Below are 16,303 nucleotides of genomic sequence, written 5' to 3' on the forward strand. Positions count from 1 at the left end.
CTTTCTCAGGTCTGGTGGCCTCCGGTCGCTGCCGGGTTGTCTGGTGGTTTACAGCAGCAGGTCGATGCGGCCGGCAATCACATGCAGGCCATTCACCACATCCGCCGGAATGCGCACGCACAGCCAGCCCACGTTCTGCTGGTCGCGCTCTACCAGCACGCCGTCCTTGTTGGCATCGACCGCTTCCAGGATTTCCAGCTCTTCCAGCTTGTACAGCACATCCAGGATTTCGCTGCGCACCTTGTCCGGCGTGCGTTCGGACAGCTTGTCGCGGGGAAAGCGCTGGGTGGTGCGCTGGCGGCAGGCGCGGCGCACATAGTCCAGCGTGCGGATGGTGGTAAGGTCCAGCAGCGCTTCGTCCTCCACGCCCTGGGCGTCGCGGGTGTAGCTGCTGACGGCACGCACGATCTGCACCCGGCCGCCTGGGCCGACTTCCAGCGGGGTGAGGCCGTTGTACAGGGCGTTTTCCTGCTCGGTGCGCATGGTCTGGTCGGCCAGCGGCGGCACATCCAGCCCCTTGATTTCCAGCGTGTTGAGCGGGCGGGCCGGGTCTTCCTCGCTGGCCGCTACGGCGGCGTAACCGGCGGCAATCTCGCATGGCAGGGCGAAAGAGCCGCGATGCCAGGCCATGCTGATGCGACCGCTGTTAATCTGCGCCATCAGCGCGGTGCCGGTAGCCAGGCTGCCCGGCCAGCCTGCGGTAGCGATGGCTCCGCGCTGCTCCATGGGGCCGGAGACGAACTCCAGATGCTGGCGTAGCTGTTGCAGGGCTTCCGCCTCCGCCAGCGGGCTGGCAATGATCTGATGACCGGCAGCGGCGACCGCAGCCAGTGCCGGGCGCAGGTCGGGGTCCACACTGCCACCGGTCAGGTTGGCCGGATGGCTGGCCAGCAGGCCGGTGGCAGTGCACTGACTGCGCAGCCGGATGCCATTACCCTGGCTGCCCTTGTTGCGTGCGCTCAGGGTGATGCTGCCGTTTTCCAGGCTGGCGCTGACCGGGAAATCGGCAATGCGGGTGTAAAACACCGCATGCAGGCTTTGCAGCACCTTGGCCGCGCTGTCGCCGTTGGCCACACCAATATCAATACGCTGGTTGCCGACCCACAGGCTGAACACGCCGGCACTGCTGGCGCTGCCTTCCAGCTTGAGTTTGCCGCTGGCGGCGATGCTGGCTGGTGCATCGTCCACACCGATGACGGACAGCTGCAAATAGGGGTTAGCGACAATTGCTGCCCGCGCCATCAGGTGGGCCTGGCTGCCCTGGCCAAACAGCTGGGCGGCCTTGGCATCGCTGAACACGTCCACCGCTTGCAAGGCGGGCTGGCTGCCGGACGCCAGGCGCTGGCCAATCACCAGCACGCGCTGCGGGTTGCCCGGCAGGGTGCGTACTGCTAGCCGGGTGTTAAATTCGTAGTAATGGCCCGGCTTGCGGGTACTGGCCGGGATGGTGTCGAAGTTGATGTGCTGGCTGGCCATCAGGCTGTTCCTTTCTTGCTGCTGGCGGTTTTTTTGACACCGACTGCGGCCAGCTCGGCGCTGTCGTCGGGCAGGTGGTCGAGGGCAGCCAGATCCTGGCTGTCAGCCTGGTCTTCCTCCAGCAGGTCACCATCGGCCAGCTGGCGCAGGTAATAGGCAGTCGGCTCCACCGTTACAGATTCGCTGTCGCTGATGTAGCGGCGCGGCTGGTCTTCCATCGGCACTTGCAGGCCGGGTGCGGCAATCACGTTCATGGGGTACTCCTGAGCATGTCCTGGGCGTCGGCCTGGCCGTCGTCCGGGGACAGGTGGTAGTTAAGGCCGATACCCAGCAAGGGCGGGTCGGCCACGCCGGTCTGGCCATGCGCCAGGCTGAACACGGCATCGGGGTGGCTGGCATCAATCAGGCCCTGGGCATCCGGCAGCGGTGGTGTGGGCCAGCCGCCCAGCGGTAAGGCTTGTTCCAGCCAGCTGCAGGCAAATTCACAGGCGAACACGCTGAAGGCCTGGTCGGCCAGACGGGTGTTAAACAAGGTGCGTACCTTGCCGGGATTTAATGGGCTGATGTCCAGGCCCAGATCCTGTTCAGTCAGCAGGCGGCGCACGGCGCGCACCAGGGCATAGCTGCCGACCTCGCCAGCGCCGGGGCCGCCCTGGCGGCCTGCCTGGTGACTGCGTACCGAGCGTTCGCCCACCATCACCACATACTGGCCCTGCACCCGGTATTGCTGGCGGCTGGTACTGCGCGGCTTGCTGTCGACAATGCCGCCAAAGGTCACCCACACCGCCGGAAAGCGGCGGATGGCTTCGGGCAGGTCGTCGTCCAGCTCGCCGCTGTAACTGCCTACCTCGCGCACCAGCTGGCCCAGACCCTGTTGCAGGCGCTGGATGAGGGCGTTTTCGATCAGGGCAATCATCAATAGCCTCCGGCATCACGGGCAAACACGCGGCTGCCCGGCTGAAACTGCACGGTGTTGTCGGTAGCCGCCACGCCGCCGTTTGGCATGCCGCCCAGCGTCACCTTGCCGGCGGCGGCCAGGGTGAGAAAGCGGATGGCGTCCTGGTAGCGCTCGCGAATCAGCTCGGTTTGCAGGGTTTCGCTGCCACACAGGCGGTAGCGGGCGATGTCGCAGCAATAGCCGCTGATGATGCGCGGCGGCCCGGCCAGCGGCAGTGCATAGCGGGCGGCCAGATAGCCGTCGATTTCTGCCGAGGCATCCACCAGCGCCGCTTGCAGCACGTCCACGTCGATGACGCCGTGCAGGCCGCGGTCGGTCAGGGCGATGACCTCGCGCATACCAAAACGAGCCGTCATCTCATCTTGCGTGGCGTAAGGCTGGCGGGCAGCCTGTGCATCCTGCGTGGCGACCATCAGGCTGCTCCCTTGGCTTTGCTGCTGGCCTTGGCCGTGGTTTTGGCCGTGTCGGCAGGCGGGTCGGTTTCTTCCTTCACTTGCTCGCCATTGCCGGTCGTTTCGGCCTGTGGGTCGGGCAGCACTTCCACCAGCAGCAGCGGCTCGGCCTTGAGTTCCTGCAGCTGTTCCGGGGTGAAGGTCTCGTCCGGGTGTTCGGTGGGCGTGGCGCTGTGTGCCATGCCGGCACGGCGGAAGCCGTCGTCCCGTGCGGTGATGCGAATCATGTTTGTCCCCTTGAAAATCGGATCAAAGCGGGTTTTGCCGGTTTTAGGCCGTGCCGTCAGAACCATAGGCCAGCTGCCAGAAGCCATAGCCGCCGGCCGCGCGTGCTTCGGCCCCGAACTTGTAACGCTTGCGCATGAACACGTCGTCGGCCTGCGGGTCGGTCTGCTGCACGAATTCCGGGCGCTTGCGCTCCTGGTAGACAAAGGGCTTCACCGGTTTGCTGGTATCCAGCAGGAACCAGGTACTGTCGGAGTTCAGCCACGGTGCCACCACCACGCGGGCCGTGCCCTTGTAAGGGTTGGCCTTGCCATCCTCCAGCCGGTCCACCGTCATCAGTGCGTTGGCTTCGTCCTCCAGCGCGGGCCCCACCAGCAGCACATTGGGGGTGATGTTGAGGGGTCGGCCTTCGTCGTCACGGAATTTGCGCATCGCGGTGCGGGCGGCACCGTAGCTGGCGCGTGCTGCCGCCACGCTGGCAGCGGACAGTTTGGCCGTACCCCGGTTGGACACCGACTTGCCATTCACCGGGTGGTCCTTGTCAAAGAAATACTGACCGTCGTAGCAGCGGCTGCTGAAACCCAGGTTCACCAGCTCGAACACGATTTCATCCGGCAGCTGCTTGGCAGAGAAACCCGCCATCTCGGCCTGCGGCTTGTAGATGCCCAGCTGGTCGTCCTCGATGTCGTTGCGGTCCACCTCGACGGTGGCTTCCCAGTCGTCATTGACGATGGTGTATTTCGAGGCTTCCAGCGCCTTGACCGCCTTGTCACCCATCCATTTGCGCATGCGCGGGAAACGACTGAGCCAGGCGTAGTCGTTCTGCCGGGCGCTGGACGGCACCAGCATGGCCACTTCCTGCCACTGGCTGGGTGCGGCCTCGAAAGCGTTGTTGAAGATGGTCTTCAGGTTGAGGAAGATGGTCTTGAGGTTGTTGGCATTGATCAGCATGAAGCGCTCCTTACATCAGTACCCAGACGCCGTCCGGGTCGATCTGGATGACGGTGCCGGCCAGGCTCAGGCCATTACCGCTGCGACAGACGGTCTGGTTGTCCTGCACATAGCAGGGGCGGCCCAGGCCGGTGGCGATGACCGGGTCGGTGGGGCTGTTGTCCCATTTGAAGGCCTTGCCCCGGCGCACCTGAATGAACACGCTGCCATCAGCCCCGTTGTTCTGTTTGTTCTCCTCGGCGCGGCCCATGGCCACGGTGTTGACGTTGGAAACACCGGCATAGGCCATGCCCGTGCTGTTATGCACGGTGACGATGGTGCCGGCCGGTATGCTGATACCCGATGCCATCGGCAGATTGAGCAACTGGCCGTCCATCATGGGCGTGTTGCGGTCCTTGTTGGTCTGGGCCATGGCTTAGTCCTTGAGTGCTGCCGGGTCGAGGCCGAACTGCTGGCAAATGGCCAGGGTGTCGGCATCAGGCGTGGTGGGGGCATCGCTGGCCGGTGGTTTGCCACCGGTCTGGGTGCCGGACAGCGCGGCAATGCGCGGTGCAGTAGCCAGATAACTGGTGAGTGCGGCCAGATTGCTGCCGGCCAGCTCCCGCGCCCAGGCTTCCTGTGCTGGCAACAAGCGGCCATCGGCCAGTGCCGCGGCAATCAACTGCTCCTGCGAGCCGCTTTGCAGCTGGGCGCTGAGGCTGGCTACCTGTTGTTGCAGGGCGCGCATGGTGTCGACCGGCACAAAGCGCGCCGGGTCGGCCTGGTTAGCCGTCAGCGCGGCAATCTGCGTCTGCTGGCTGGCCAGCAACTGGCGCAGGTCCACACTGGCCGCCGCCATGCCTTTGCCGTCTGACAGTTGGTCAATCAGCTTTTGCAAGTGGGTCTTGATTTCGTCAGCGGTGACGCCGACCGGCAGGTTGAGCAACCAGCGTAGCTGCTCGATCAATTCGTCCATCGTTGTGTCCTCCTGAATAAGGGACGTTGAGGAAACCAGACGCGACAAGGCCGCTACCTGCAGCTCCGGCAGTTCGTCCAGCGCGGGGTTGTTGGTGAGGGCGACATGCAGCAGGGCAATGACATTGCCCGCCTTGTCGTAAGCGAATACCGGAGACAGATAGCGGTATTCCAGGGCATCAATCATGGCGGCGGCGCGCGCCGTCCATTGCACATCGGTGGCGTACAGCCCATCCTCGCGCCATTCCAGCGTGCCGAACCAGCCGGCAGCCGGCGCAGGCTGGCCATTAACCGGGCTGTTCAGGGTCTGGTGTTCGTAGTCGATGACATAGCGCGTCTGCCGCTGGGCTGCCGCAATCACCAGCGCGGCGGCCAGGGCGGCATCCAGCTGCCAGTAAGGGCATTCGGCGGGGCGGCCATCGCGGGCACGGAAGGTCCCTGCCGGCAGCAGCTTGAGGGCTGTCTGTCCGGGGGTGATGTCAATCGTCAGCGCGGCGATGCGGGGTGCAAGATGTGCCATGCCCCGCAGTGTGCGGGGCATGGTGGGGGTGGGACTGTGTGAAGGGGTTCAGTGCAATGTATTTAAAACCGATTTCATTTTGACGATGGTCCATACGACAATGTAACCATGCAAGCTAGACAGTAATAACACTGCCAAGGCAGTACGCCATCTTATTTCTGAATTCAGTGCCGGGCATCTCCAAGTCTTTTTTATAGTTGCATTTGCTCTCTTAATATTTTGATCGGTGAAAGGTAAAGATGCTTGTGATGAAAATAACTCTAAGAGAAAATCTTCTTCCAAAAAATTTTAATTTTTGAAGCGGTATTTTCAATGGGATTTATAATCGGAGTTCCAGGGAAAAAGTCTCTAATGTCACCGCTGGTGCCTTTATCAATTTCATTTAAGGATTTAACGGCCATTTCGATGTATTTTAGTATCCCTGCACGTCCTCCTACGGCTCCATATAGTTTATGGCTCTTGTTTGTCGCGCATAGTTTGGGTGAGTCAATTGTATGTAATGTCCTGCAATTTAGAGGGCGGTGGCTGTAAATTTTACATGTGCCCGTGTTTGATAAGAATGGACAGGAACCCTTATTTCCATAGCTGGAACTCTTTGGTATTACTAGAGAAAGTTGCGTATAATTTTCTTCGATGAAGCGAGCTTCCAATTGCGTAATGGAAACATCATGTTTGCAGCAATGACTACAACCGGAACTGCACTTGGTAAATGTCCTCACGAATTGGTTGTATTCATCTAGGTAGGAGTAAATAGACTTTAACTTATTCAAGGGATTGTTTGGAGAGTTTTGTAGAAATATATCCAATTTTTTGGCATTTTCTATCAATTCTTGCGGTATGTCTGGTAAGCCATTTGTAGTGGTTTTAAATTTTTTCATAATTAAATCCATTAAATAATACCAATGTAATATATGGTAGTGAGGTTTGGCACTATAATCAATAGTGAAACCTGTTGTGGCTTATGTAAGCCCGTTTAAACCCTGTTTAATTTCAACGATCGCCCCTACGCTGCGGCACTGCCCCATCCGGGCGGCTTGCAACGCGCCAGAGGCCGTTTCTGTGCCTTGTTGTCTTTACTGCCCGACCACACCGCGCAGGTAGTTTTCCACCTCCCGTTCTATCTCGCCTTCATCCCAGGCCGTCAGTTGCAGGAAGGGCCGTGCCGGGATCTTGCTGCCGGGGTGGTTCACCTGTTTGACCGGATGACGGCCCGTAGCCCAGGCCAGGGCTTTCTTGTTACGCGGGCGTATGGTGTGGGCGCTGGTCTGGCCGCCGAACTGGTGGATGGCGGCGTATTTCACATTGGTACCGACCTGGGCGCTGTTGGCATCGCTGGCCGGGGTGATGCTGCTGGCCAGGCGGCCGCTGTCTTGCAGAATCTTGCCACCGCGTACCTGGCGCTCAAACCGGGCGGCGGAAACCTGGCCGCGTTTGGTTAGTGCCCCTGTGCGGGACAGCCAGGAGCCGGGTTTCAGCCCCTGCCAGGCCGGGCGGCCTTCTTCGGCAAAGTTCTGTTCCACCGCATCGGCCATGATGCCGGCGATATTGCGCATCAGCGGGGCGGTGTGGCTGGTGGCCTGTTGCAGGCGGCGCAGTGTCTGTTCTACAGAATTTATCTTTACATCGAGAGAAATCATGGTCTAATTTTAAACAAGGTATCGGTAGCAGGGTTTTTCCCGGGATGTTGTATGAGGCGAGGGCTGGTCCGTCGCTGTCTGTCTGTCGAGCGCTTTTTCAGGTTCTCCCGGTACCACCAATTTCACAAGCCGTCCTTTGGAGCGGCTTGTCACTTTGTAATGCAGTGCTGCGCTATACTGGTGACTAGCCCGGAAACACGGTGAATCTCCCAGCCGTAGGACGTCGCAAGACGGATCGCGTGAGGGGACAGGGAGTCCCTCCCGGGCTTACTTCTCCCACACTATCTTGCCGCTACGCCTGAGCCGGGCCACTTCCCGGTCGTTCATCGGGTAAAACGTCTGTAGCCAATTCTCTTTGCCATCGCGTGTGACCTTCACGACAGCGGTCCACCAGCGGTCTTTTTCCCTGACAAACTGCAAGTGATAGTCGCGGCCACCAATAATCAATTCCGGCTGTTCCAGCACCTGTTGCACCCGCCAGTAGTCTTGCAGTGCCACTGCCTGTCCCTGGCGGTGGGCCAGCTGCTTGATCAGCGTGTCGTCAGACAGCCAGACCGTCTGGCTGTCCGTGCCCAGTCGGGCCATGTCGGCCGGCTGCAGCACGCCCACCGGCCAGCGTTGGCCGCTGCCCAGTGCCTGGCGCAGTACGCTGCTGTCTTTGCCATCCTTTAATGACTGACTGACGGCCTGTTCCAGCTGGCTATAGCTGCGGGCGTAGTCCGGCCCGCTGAGGCTGCCTTGCACGTAGTGGCGGGCGATGTCAGCCGGGTAATTGTCCAGCTCCGGTTGCCAGGCGGCGCGGCCGGGGCTCCAGCCAAAACCGGCATCGGCCATGAAGCGCTGGCCGGTAAGCGGGTTGGTCCAGGCAGGGGCCGGGCGGGTGTTGCCCTGGCGGTCGATGGGCTGGTCCACGGTTGCCAGTTGGCCGTTGCTGTCATCGGCCTGCAGGCCCAGGCGCTCCAGGTCGGCGCTGCTGCGGGTGCGTACCCGGCAGCGGCAGCGCCAGCCATTGGGCGGGTAGAAGCTGCGCCAGAACGGGTCGTCAAAACGGAACACACGGCCATGCAGCTGGCGGTGCATGGGGCGAGTGCGGTTGTCCATCACCGCCACATACTCCCACCACGGCCGCGCCTCGGCATTGTCCAGCTGCGCCCGGTAGCGCCCGGCCATATAGGCGGATTGCAGATTGGTGCGGAAGATGGTGTCCAGCCGGCGCGGGTTCAGCCGCTTGCCGATGATTTCGCCGCTGTCCGGGTCCACGATGCGGCCCTTGCCCCACCAGCCCTTGGCCTCCAGTAGTGGTTGCAGGCTGTTCTGGAAGTCGGCCAGGGTTTGGCCATTTTTTAATACTTCGACAAGTGCCTGCTTGATGTCGGCCAGGATGTCGAGTTTGGTGACGCCCGCCACGGTAAAGGCGCGGGCGTGGGCTTCGCCCCACACCTCCTGCCAGTCAAAGCCGATGGTGTAGCCCTTGGCCTCGAAGTAGCGGATGGCTTGCTCCGGCGGCAGGCCGATGGCAAAGCTTAAGTCAGCTGTCGCCATGCAGGCGGCCCCACACATCGGCCACAAAGATGGCCTGGGCCAGCAGTTGTTGCAGCTGGCTGTCGTCCAGCTCTGGCCAGGCCGTGGCCAGGCTGGCCAACAGGATGTCCGGATTCTCGCCGGACTGAATGCGGGAAATCAGCGGGGCCAGCAGCTGCTGCACGGCGCTGTCCAGCTGCGGCAGGCTGATGTCGTCGATGGCCTGCTGGTCCGGGTAAACCGTTTCGCCGTCGCTATTACGCAGCACGGCGCGGTAGTGCAGCGCGGCCTTGTCGGGTTTGGCTGTTGGCCGCAGTGCCGGTGGCAAGGCCAGCTCTGGCCGGGGCGCGCTGAGCACTTCTTCACCCTCGGCCGGGGCCGGGATGGCCAGTTTGTCGCGCACCCAGCTGACCGGCACTTTCAGGCCCAGTCCCACCAGCTTGGGCAGGCTGTCGGCATAGCTGGCCATGTCCTCCACGGCGCGGGTGTCGAACACCAGGCGCGGCAGGCGGCGCGGGTCGATCTGGCCGCTGTTGAGCACCGCCAGCGGGTAGAGCAGATCGCGGCTGAGCGTGCCTTCCAGCTGACGGGCGTCGCTGACGGTGAGGTCGTGGCGCACTTCGTTGTGAATCTGCCCCAGCGCGTTGGTGCTGGTCTTGCCATCGGCCTGGCTGGTGAGGGTGCCGCCGAGGATGGCCTTGCTCTGGGTGCGTTCGCACCAGTCCATCATCGCCTGGAAGGGGTCGTGACTGCCCTTGGCCGCTTCCTGGAACTCGATCAGCATGCCCTCCGGGATGATGCCGGCCGCGTTGTGACCAATGCCGGCCACCGCCTGCAGCAGGGTGGCTTTTTCAGCATCGGTGGCCCCGCTGGGGTATTTGCCCACCCGCAGCGGCAGGCCGTAGATTTCCAGAAACTCGGCCAGATCGCGCACGGCGTAGTTCTTGAACAGATAAGGCCAGCACAAAATGCGGTGCAGCCCGGCGCGGGTGAGGTAGCCTGATTTGGCGCGGTGCTGGTGCAGCACCCAGCCGAACGGCCACAGCTCAGCCCCTTCGGTGCTGCCATCGCGCAGGCGCAGTGCGTTACCGTTTTCTGGCAGGGTCTGGAACCAGCGCTGTGGCCGATGGCTGAGCTTCTCCGGCAGCCACTCCCGCCCCAACTGCTGCCAGTGGATTTCCAGCGCGGCAAAGCCGTGGCCGATGCCGTCCAGGCAGTCCAGCAGCACGTCGTCCAGGTCGGGCATATTGTCCAGCCATTCCTGCAGGCGGCCGGCCAGCGTCTTCTCGGCGGCACTGGCCTGTGGCGGCGGCACGATGGACCAGTCCAGCGTCAGCAGCACGCGCTTGCGCTTGCTCATCTCGGCAAAGATGTGGCCGTCCTTTTCTTCCATATCGGTAAACAAATCGGCCTGGGCGCTGAGCACGCCCTGTTCGGCTTCCTCAAGAACGCGGTGCAGCCGCGCCGGGGTGAGGCCACGTGAGGGATGCTCGGCAAACTCCCGCGTCACCCAGCCGATGCGGGCAGTTTGTGGTTCGGCCAGCACTTCGCGCTGGAGGGGCTGGCCGTATTGATCCAGCAGACGGGGCATGGCGACTCCTACCAGGCACCGCTGCCAAAGGCAGCGGCCTGTTCGCGGTGAACCGGGGTATAGGCAATGGCGTTGCTGCCGCTGGTGGCGGCGGCCCACAGCATCTGCAGCGCGTCCGGGCCGTCGTCGTGGTCGGCCTTGGGAAAGTGGCGCAGCTGCTCGATCAGCGTGTGCTGCGAGGGATGCAGGCGGATCAGGCCATTGGCCATGTGTGGTTGCAGGGTTTCGATGCGCAGCAACTTGTCGGCAATCGGGGTGACGCCACGCGCCGGCACCGGGATGCCACGCGCTGCGGCGCGCTTTACCAGCTCGGTACGCATGAATTCCTGGAACTGGACGGACTCCACCAGCCACAGCAGGCAGTGGTATTGCTGCTGGAAGGCGATGACATCTTCAATGATGCGGTCCGGCAGGCGCTTGCGGATGCTGGCTTCCACCACGTCCAGCACGCCGTTGTGGCGGTTGTAGCCGCCCACCAGGATGGCGGACGGGTCGCGGCTGGCACCGGCCCGGCCCAGCGAAGGGTCGCAGGCCCCGTAAAACAGCCATTCGGCCAGCCGGTTGACCCAGAAGTGGATGCACTGGGCAAACGGGGCATCGTCGCCGGACAGCGGGTCGTTTTGCTGTTCGCTGTCGAAGGCCGCCTTGCCATCGCGGGCGCGCTTTACCATCAGCCGGTAAAAGCTGGTGCCGCCCGGCCAGCAGATCTGCACTCCGGCGTCCATGTCCGGCTGGTGGGCCTGGTAGTAGGCGAGGGCGGCGTCCACCCCCTGCGCCAGCAGCAGCTCGGTCCAGTGGTCCCACAGGTCCATGCGTTCCGGCCATTGCTCCACGGCCCGGAACTTGGCCCCGTGCCACAGCGGGTTGGCCAGCAGCCGCGCCAGCACCGAGTCGTAATGCAGGATGGTGCCGATGATGAACACGTCCAGGCTGTCGTCGGCATCGCCCAGCGACAGCAGGCTCTTGTTGAGCCAGGCATGCAGCTTGTCGCGCTGTTCCGGGCTGCGCACATTGTCGTCGTTTTCCAGATCGTCGCCGATCACCAGATCCGGCCGCCATGGCCCGTGCCGCCGACCCCGGATGCGCTTGCCGGAGCCGAACACTTCTATCTTGGCGTCGTTGCGCGTCAGGATGGTGCCCACCTGCCACACCCGGCCCTGACCGCAGGCTTCGGGAAAGTCACGCAGCAGGCGCGGGTTGAATTCCAGTTCGGCCTTGATGGCCTCCAGCATCGGCAATGCCTGGTCCAGCGCGTCCATCACCAGAATGGGGTAGTGCTTGCGACCGGTGATGACGCACCACAACGTGCCGATCTGGGTGATCAGCGTGGACTTGGCATGGCCACGCGGCGCGGCCACCGCGTCGTGGTCGCCGGTGTGGTTGTCGATGATCTGCTGGAAGCGGGTAAACAGGTAGTCATGCAGCCGGGCCGGTTCGCGCCGGGTGTAGTGCGGAAAGTAGGTGAGGGCAAAAAATCGGAAGCTGGCCATGGCCTGCAGCCGGCGCGCCTGACTGGCGGCCGGGTCCGGGTCGAAGCCTTCGCATTCGGCCTCCAGCTGGCTGCGGTAGGCGGCGGCCAGCTGGGCGAGGTCCTGCAGGAAGGATTTTTTGGTAAGCTTGCTCATGTCATTTTTAGAGAGAGTCTTATGAAACTTGATCGTGAGTTGCAGCGAGAAATTCTTAATGCTCTGGCTAGGGCCTATCCTGAAGATGTTGATCAATATTGGATCTTTAACAATCTCAATGCTGAGTGGCATGACAAAGTGGAGCTATTTGAAAGTAATATCCAATATCTGATTGAGCATGCCTTGGTAGAGCCAAAAAACCACCGTTATAAAGCGACTGCTAAAGGGATGGACTTTCTTCAGCAGGATGGCGGGCTATCTGCCATCCTCGGTACGGTTACAGTCAAACTCCATGCCGATACCATCCGTGACCTGCTCGAAATCCGAATCATGGAATCCCAGCTCCCGGCTCCAGAGAAGAAGCGCTTTGTGGATCAGTTAAAAGAACTACCGGGTGAAGCGTTGAAAACGCTCACCAACAAGCTGATTGAGAAAGCCTGTGATAACCCGGAAGCCGTGGTCTCTGTGTTTAACAGCATTTTCTAGCCATACACCCTCGCCAGCTCCTCCCCAAACGGTTCCAGCACCTCGACAAAGGCCTGGGCGTGTTTGGGGTAACGCTCGCGGATAAACCCGGCCAGCTTCTGCACCACCTCCATCGCCGTGGCCAGCTGGCTGGTTTCCGGCAGCACGCGCTTGCTGGCGGCCACCGTCTTGTTGAAGCTATCAGCCAGGCTGGCCAGAATCTGTACCTTCTTTTCCGGCGGGATGTCCGGGTTGGCGTTCAGCGCGTCCATGGTGGCCTGGTACTGGGTCATGAAGCCGGCCAGTGCGGCGCGGGCCACGGCCTCGATGCCATCCCCGGCCAGCAGGTGGGCGGCGCGCAGCTTGTCCCAGTCATCCCCTTTATCCAGCGCCTCGCGCTTCCAGCGGCTGGCGGTGGACTGCGAGATAGCGCATTGCAGGGCGGCAATTTCCAGGCTGATGCGCTCCAGCACATACAGGCGGCGCAGCCTGTCGCGGGTGTCCTGCCCGTGTGCCACTACAGGATTCCACGCTTGATCATTTCCGCCGCAATGGCGGTGCCGATGGCGGCAATGGCGCCGCTGACCGCGCCGTTCTTGGAGGCGCGGATTTCCACGTCACGCAGGCGGCCATCCATGCGGTCGATGCGCTCGTTATGGATGTTCTGCCGTGCCAGCATCAGGTCCATCTTGCCTTCCATGCGCCCCAGCGCACGTTGCAGTTCTTCATGGTCCGGCATGGGCTTCTCCTTGAGTTGGCGGAAACAGCGCCTGCCAGGCATCCAGTTGCTGTTCCAGCTGCTGGCACCACCGGCCATAGTCGGCCGCGTGGTACAGCAGGGCTAGGGGTGGTAATCCGCCTGCGGCGGTGGCGGTTTGATCGGCTTGAACCGCAATTCCGGGATCGGCTGCGGGCAGATGTGCATCGTCACTGGTGTAACCGAGCGCGGCGAGGTAGAGGCGCAGGCTGTCAGGGCCAAGGCCAGTAAAACGCTCGCCATCCTGTTGTACGACATGGGCAATCCTCCGGCTGAGTTGTGCCTGGTTGCGGGCCAGGTCGGCGCGGGCTTGCAGCAATGCCACGCCCACCCGGTAGGCCTGCTCCTCCAGTTGCTGCTTGTCACGCAGCGCGCTGACCAGTGCCTCGGCCTGGGCTTCTGCCTGCTGGCGCTGTTGTTGGGCATAGCTGGCTTGCTGTCGGGCGATATCGGCCAGATAGCTACGCTCGGCCCAGCGGTATCCGGCGGTGAACAGCCCGGCAGCCAGGGTGACAGCGCCCAGCAGCCACACCCAGCGACGGTTGGCAAAGGGCAGCGTCATCGGCCTTCCTCCTGCTGCAGGGCATCGCGGGCAATCGCCGCCCGCTTGGATGCCTGGTTCTGCGCCACCCAGGCCGCCAGATAACCGACATACAGCCACTCATCCAGCTTGCCGCTGACGGTAATCCACAGCAGCACCAGCGAGCTGACCACAAACGCCCCCACCAGCGTGCTGTCGCTGGTGGATAGCCGACCGCTGGCCGGGTTGCGGATCAGGTCCAGCCAGCCCATTACTGCCACCCCTTGGCCAGTTCAAAATGCGGAAACTCACGAAACTTCGCCTTGGGGTTGCCATACCAGTTCAGCCCGAGCCCCTCGCCAATGCGGCCCATCACCTGCCAGTGCGCGTGACGGGCATCCCATTGCGGCTTGCCGCCCACCATGGGCACGGCATCAAACGCACGGGACGCAGCCTTGCCCTGGATGGTGAAGTTGTGGGCCGACTGCCCGGCGCGGGCATTGGTCACCCTGGGGCCGGGCTTGCTGCGGCCCTGGGCATACAGGGCATCCTGCTCGGCCCCGGAACGCCAGGTGCAGTAAATCAGTACGTCTACCCCGGCATCGGCGCACTGGCGCACAAAGGCATGCGCCAAGGGCTGCAAGTCGGGGTGAAGGTCGGTAACAAGGCGGCTGGCCATGCTGCTGGCGTCCATCAAAGTAGGTAATGGCCACCAGAATAGAAAAGCGCTCCGAGTGGGGCGCTGTGAAGGGGTTCAGTGGGGGAATCCAGTCAGTCTAGGCTGACAAAGGGCAGCAAGGCTTCGTTGGCATCGTCTCTTTGAGATCAAGGTCAACGGTTAGTGGGTAGTCATCTCGAACGCCGTCAATATACTTGCTAATGACAATGTGATAGTGTGGTAACTATCGATGAGAAGTAGCCCTCTGGCATGTCCCATAAAATTTAAGCCTTCAAGTTGGGCCTACTTAACGGCAGTACACAATTGTCAGTGAATATTGGTAGGTGATAAATGGAAAAATTAATTGATAAAATATCAGCTTACAATATTTTCACAAATTTATTTCCAGGAGTTGTCTACTCCATCTTGGTTGAAAAAATTTGGGGATTATCGCTAATAGATAACAATAATTTATCTGCGGCGTTTTTTTATTACTTTTGTGGAATGGTGATATCAAGAGTTAGCTCAATAATGGTTGAGCCGTTTCTTAAAAAGGTAAAATTTGTTGAATTTTCAGAGTATAAGAAATACATAAAAGCTCTTGCCAAAGATGAGCAAATTGCTACGCTTTTAGAAACAAGTAACGTTTATAGAAGTGTAATTGCGCTGTTGGTTTGTGTTCTTGCTACAGGAATGTGGGTGTATTTTTCTACTACAGCCACATTCATTGCGCCATATATGCGCTACATAATTTTGTTTTTATTGCTTACTCTATTTCTATTTTCATACAAAAAGCAAACTAAATACATTGTTGCCCGGATTGAACACCATAGCAAAGATAATGAGGCCTCTCAATGACAATTCAGTCAATAAATACCAGATTTCGCGCATATCAGCTCGACACGGCTGGATCTTCATTTTCCTACTTTAGTGGTAATGAATTTATATTAATAGAAGGTCGATACTGCGATGCGAATGAATACAGCATTAAACAAGAGATGAGTATATGTGAGATTGAGAAGATAGGAGTTTTACATATTACATCTTGGGACCAGGATCACTGCTCGCCCTCTCAGTTGCAAAAAATTATCGATGATTTTCATCCAAGAAAAATCGAATATCCCGGATATGCGCCACATACTGATTGCGGCAAGGAGAGTCTGGATATAATAAGATATTACAAAGAAAAAAATTTAGTTGATAACATAGTATCTATTACTCCGAAGTATATAGAAAGCCTTAGCCCATCATCAAGCTATGGGTACAAAAATATATTATACTGGCCAAAAGAAATTGATAATGATTGTGCAAATAATAACTCTACAGTAAAGCAATTTAGGAGCGGTTGTTTTAATGTTTTAAGTCTTGGTGATGTTGAGTCAACGCAAATTGCATCATACCTCAGAAGAACTCGTTCTATTTATTCGGAGGTGGATGTTATGATCATGGCTCATCATGGTGCAGATAATGGATTTACAACGTCAACTTTTATTAAGGAAGTAAAGCCAATCTTGGCTATTGCAACATCCAATTATGGAAATCAATTCGATCATCCTAGGCAGGAAATAAGAGATCTGCTTTACAAAAATGATGTGCGTCTATTTACAACAAAAACTGGGGATGTGATTGTTAAATCAATAGGCAATCACACAGGGCAGTTTGAGGTTGTTAATCTTAAAGCTGGAAACACTGAAGTATCGAGCCGATATACAGGAGTGGCTCGAAAAAATCATTTTTTAAAAAACAATAACGACACGTTACGAGATCGCCAAGCAACACACAACAGAGGGCCGAAACACTGAGTCCTATCGCTTCAACCAAGTCAGGAAAGCCCAAAGCGAGCTTTTGCTTCCCTCGTTGGTACTTGCGTTCCTTTGGGCTCCCGTCTTTGAAACATGTCTCCTGGCCTAGTGACTTACAGTTGCTCGTCTTTCTCCAGACAACACCACACCTGCCGTTCGGTAATCTGGTACCACCGCCCTTGCAGGTGTGC

The 16,303-nt window shown here is 59.5% G+C and carries 21 protein-coding genes; 3 read left to right on the plus strand and 18 right to left on the minus strand.

Annotated elements, in window-relative coordinates; genetic code table 11:
• Window positions 1-48: 48 nt before the first annotated feature.
• The 13 genes from DLM_RS06370 to terL form a co-directional block, all read right to left on the minus strand.
• Window positions 49-1,476, minus strand: a complete 1,428-nt coding sequence (locus tag DLM_RS06370; protein ID WP_089083880.1) for a phage tail sheath C-terminal domain-containing protein — start codon at window positions 1,474-1,476, stop codon at window positions 49-51.
• Window positions 1,476-1,730 carry a DUF2635 domain-containing protein gene (locus tag DLM_RS23630; RefSeq protein ID WP_231960104.1) on the minus strand — a complete coding sequence of 85 codons (255 nt, stop codon included), beginning with the start codon at window positions 1,728-1,730 and terminating at the stop codon, window positions 1,476-1,478. Before DLM_RS23630 ends, DLM_RS06370 begins: the two co-directional genes overlap by 1 nt.
• Entirely contained in the window at window positions 1,727-2,392 is a 666-nt protein-coding gene (locus tag DLM_RS06380) for a DUF1834 family protein (protein ID WP_197715518.1), read from the minus strand. The genes DLM_RS23630 and DLM_RS06380 overlap by 4 nt, the downstream gene beginning before the upstream one ends.
• Window positions 2,392-2,847 (minus strand): gp436 family protein, encoded by a 456-nt coding sequence (locus DLM_RS06385; protein WP_089083882.1) that lies wholly within the window; start codon window positions 2,845-2,847, stop codon window positions 2,392-2,394. The genes DLM_RS06380 and DLM_RS06385 overlap by 1 nt, the downstream gene beginning before the upstream one ends.
• On the minus strand, window positions 2,847-3,113 hold the full coding sequence (locus DLM_RS06390) for an HI1506-related protein (RefSeq protein ID WP_089083905.1): 267 nt from the start codon (window positions 3,111-3,113) through the stop codon (window positions 2,847-2,849). The genes DLM_RS06385 and DLM_RS06390 overlap by 1 nt, the downstream gene beginning before the upstream one ends.
• 43 nt (window positions 3,114-3,156) lie before the next feature.
• Entirely contained in the window at window positions 3,157-4,062 is a 906-nt protein-coding gene (locus tag DLM_RS06395) for a Mu-like prophage major head subunit gpT family protein (protein ID WP_089083883.1), read from the minus strand.
• 10 nt (window positions 4,063-4,072) lie between these two features.
• Complete coding sequence (locus DLM_RS06400) at window positions 4,073-4,474, minus strand: hypothetical protein (RefSeq protein WP_089083884.1); 402 nt, start codon at window positions 4,472-4,474, stop codon at window positions 4,073-4,075.
• A gap of 3 nt (window positions 4,475-4,477) precedes the next feature.
• Window positions 4,478-5,536, minus strand: a complete 1,059-nt coding sequence (locus DLM_RS06405; protein WP_089083906.1) for a phage protease — start codon at window positions 5,534-5,536, stop codon at window positions 4,478-4,480.
• A 260-nt stretch (window positions 5,537-5,796) separates the two neighbouring features.
• Window positions 5,797-6,414: a YkgJ family cysteine cluster protein gene (locus DLM_RS06410; RefSeq protein WP_167467047.1), complete on the minus strand. Its 618-nt coding sequence runs from the start codon at window positions 6,412-6,414 to the stop codon at window positions 5,797-5,799.
• A 195-nt stretch (window positions 6,415-6,609) separates the two neighbouring features.
• On the minus strand, window positions 6,610-7,173 hold the full coding sequence (locus DLM_RS06415) for a phage virion morphogenesis protein (protein ID WP_089083886.1): 564 nt from the start codon (window positions 7,171-7,173) through the stop codon (window positions 6,610-6,612).
• 267 nt (window positions 7,174-7,440) lie between these two features.
• Window positions 7,441-8,715, minus strand: coding sequence for a phage minor head protein (locus tag DLM_RS06420; protein WP_089083907.1), 1,275 nt, complete (start codon window positions 8,713-8,715; stop codon window positions 7,441-7,443).
• The gene (locus tag DLM_RS06425) at window positions 8,702-10,285 is read right to left on the minus strand and encodes a DUF935 domain-containing protein (RefSeq protein ID WP_089083887.1); all 1,584 of its coding nucleotides are present in this window, start codon (window positions 10,283-10,285) and stop codon (window positions 8,702-8,704) included. Before DLM_RS06425 ends, DLM_RS06420 begins: the two co-directional genes overlap by 14 nt.
• An 8-nt stretch (window positions 10,286-10,293) precedes the next feature.
• Window positions 10,294-11,910, minus strand: a complete 1,617-nt coding sequence (gene terL / locus DLM_RS06430) for a phage terminase large subunit (RefSeq protein ID WP_089083888.1) — start codon at window positions 11,908-11,910, stop codon at window positions 10,294-10,296.
• Between the two features lie 21 nt (window positions 11,911-11,931).
• Between terL and DLM_RS06435 the strand changes: the two genes are divergently transcribed.
• Window positions 11,932-12,396, plus strand: coding sequence for a hypothetical protein (locus DLM_RS06435; RefSeq protein WP_089083889.1), 465 nt, complete (start codon window positions 11,932-11,934; stop codon window positions 12,394-12,396).
• Here the strand turns inward: DLM_RS06435 and DLM_RS06440 are convergent.
• Genes DLM_RS06440 through DLM_RS06460 form a run of 5 tightly spaced genes read right to left on the minus strand, consistent with a single transcriptional unit; the run spans window position 12,393 to window position 14,331 of the window.
• Window positions 12,393-12,893 carry a DUF1804 family protein gene (locus tag DLM_RS06440; protein WP_089083890.1) on the minus strand — a complete coding sequence of 167 codons (501 nt, stop codon included), beginning with the start codon at window positions 12,891-12,893 and terminating at the stop codon, window positions 12,393-12,395. The two genes, DLM_RS06435 and DLM_RS06440, sit on opposite strands and share 4 nt — an antisense overlap.
• The gene (locus DLM_RS06445) at window positions 12,893-13,114 is read right to left on the minus strand and encodes a hypothetical protein (protein ID WP_045847847.1); all 222 of its coding nucleotides are present in this window, start codon (window positions 13,112-13,114) and stop codon (window positions 12,893-12,895) included. Before DLM_RS06445 ends, DLM_RS06440 begins: the two co-directional genes overlap by 1 nt.
• Window positions 13,101-13,694 (minus strand): hypothetical protein, encoded by a 594-nt coding sequence (locus DLM_RS06450; protein WP_089083891.1) that lies wholly within the window; start codon window positions 13,692-13,694, stop codon window positions 13,101-13,103. The genes DLM_RS06445 and DLM_RS06450 overlap by 14 nt, the downstream gene beginning before the upstream one ends.
• Window positions 13,691-13,924, minus strand: coding sequence for a hypothetical protein (locus DLM_RS06455; protein WP_089083892.1), 234 nt, complete (start codon window positions 13,922-13,924; stop codon window positions 13,691-13,693). The genes DLM_RS06450 and DLM_RS06455 overlap by 4 nt, the downstream gene beginning before the upstream one ends.
• A complete protein-coding gene (locus tag DLM_RS06460) occupies window positions 13,924-14,331 on the minus strand; it encodes a M15 family metallopeptidase (RefSeq protein WP_089083908.1) in 408 nt (135 codons plus the stop codon). The genes DLM_RS06455 and DLM_RS06460 overlap by 1 nt, the downstream gene beginning before the upstream one ends.
• Window positions 14,332-14,661: 330 nt before the next feature.
• On the opposite strand from DLM_RS06460, the gene DLM_RS22960 reads away from it, so the two are divergent.
• Window positions 14,662-15,168 carry a hypothetical protein gene (locus tag DLM_RS22960; RefSeq protein WP_145985779.1) on the plus strand — a complete coding sequence of 169 codons (507 nt, stop codon included), beginning with the start codon at window positions 14,662-14,664 and terminating at the stop codon, window positions 15,166-15,168.
• Window positions 15,165-16,112: a ComEC/Rec2 family competence protein gene (locus tag DLM_RS06470; protein WP_089083894.1), complete on the plus strand. Its 948-nt coding sequence runs from the start codon at window positions 15,165-15,167 to the stop codon at window positions 16,110-16,112. The genes DLM_RS22960 and DLM_RS06470 overlap by 4 nt, the downstream gene beginning before the upstream one ends.
• Window positions 16,113-16,303: the final 191 nt, after the last annotated feature.

Source organism: Aquitalea magnusonii (assembly GCF_002217795.2).
In the GTDB taxonomy this organism is placed as follows: domain Bacteria; phylum Pseudomonadota; class Gammaproteobacteria; order Burkholderiales; family Chromobacteriaceae; genus Aquitalea; species Aquitalea magnusonii_B.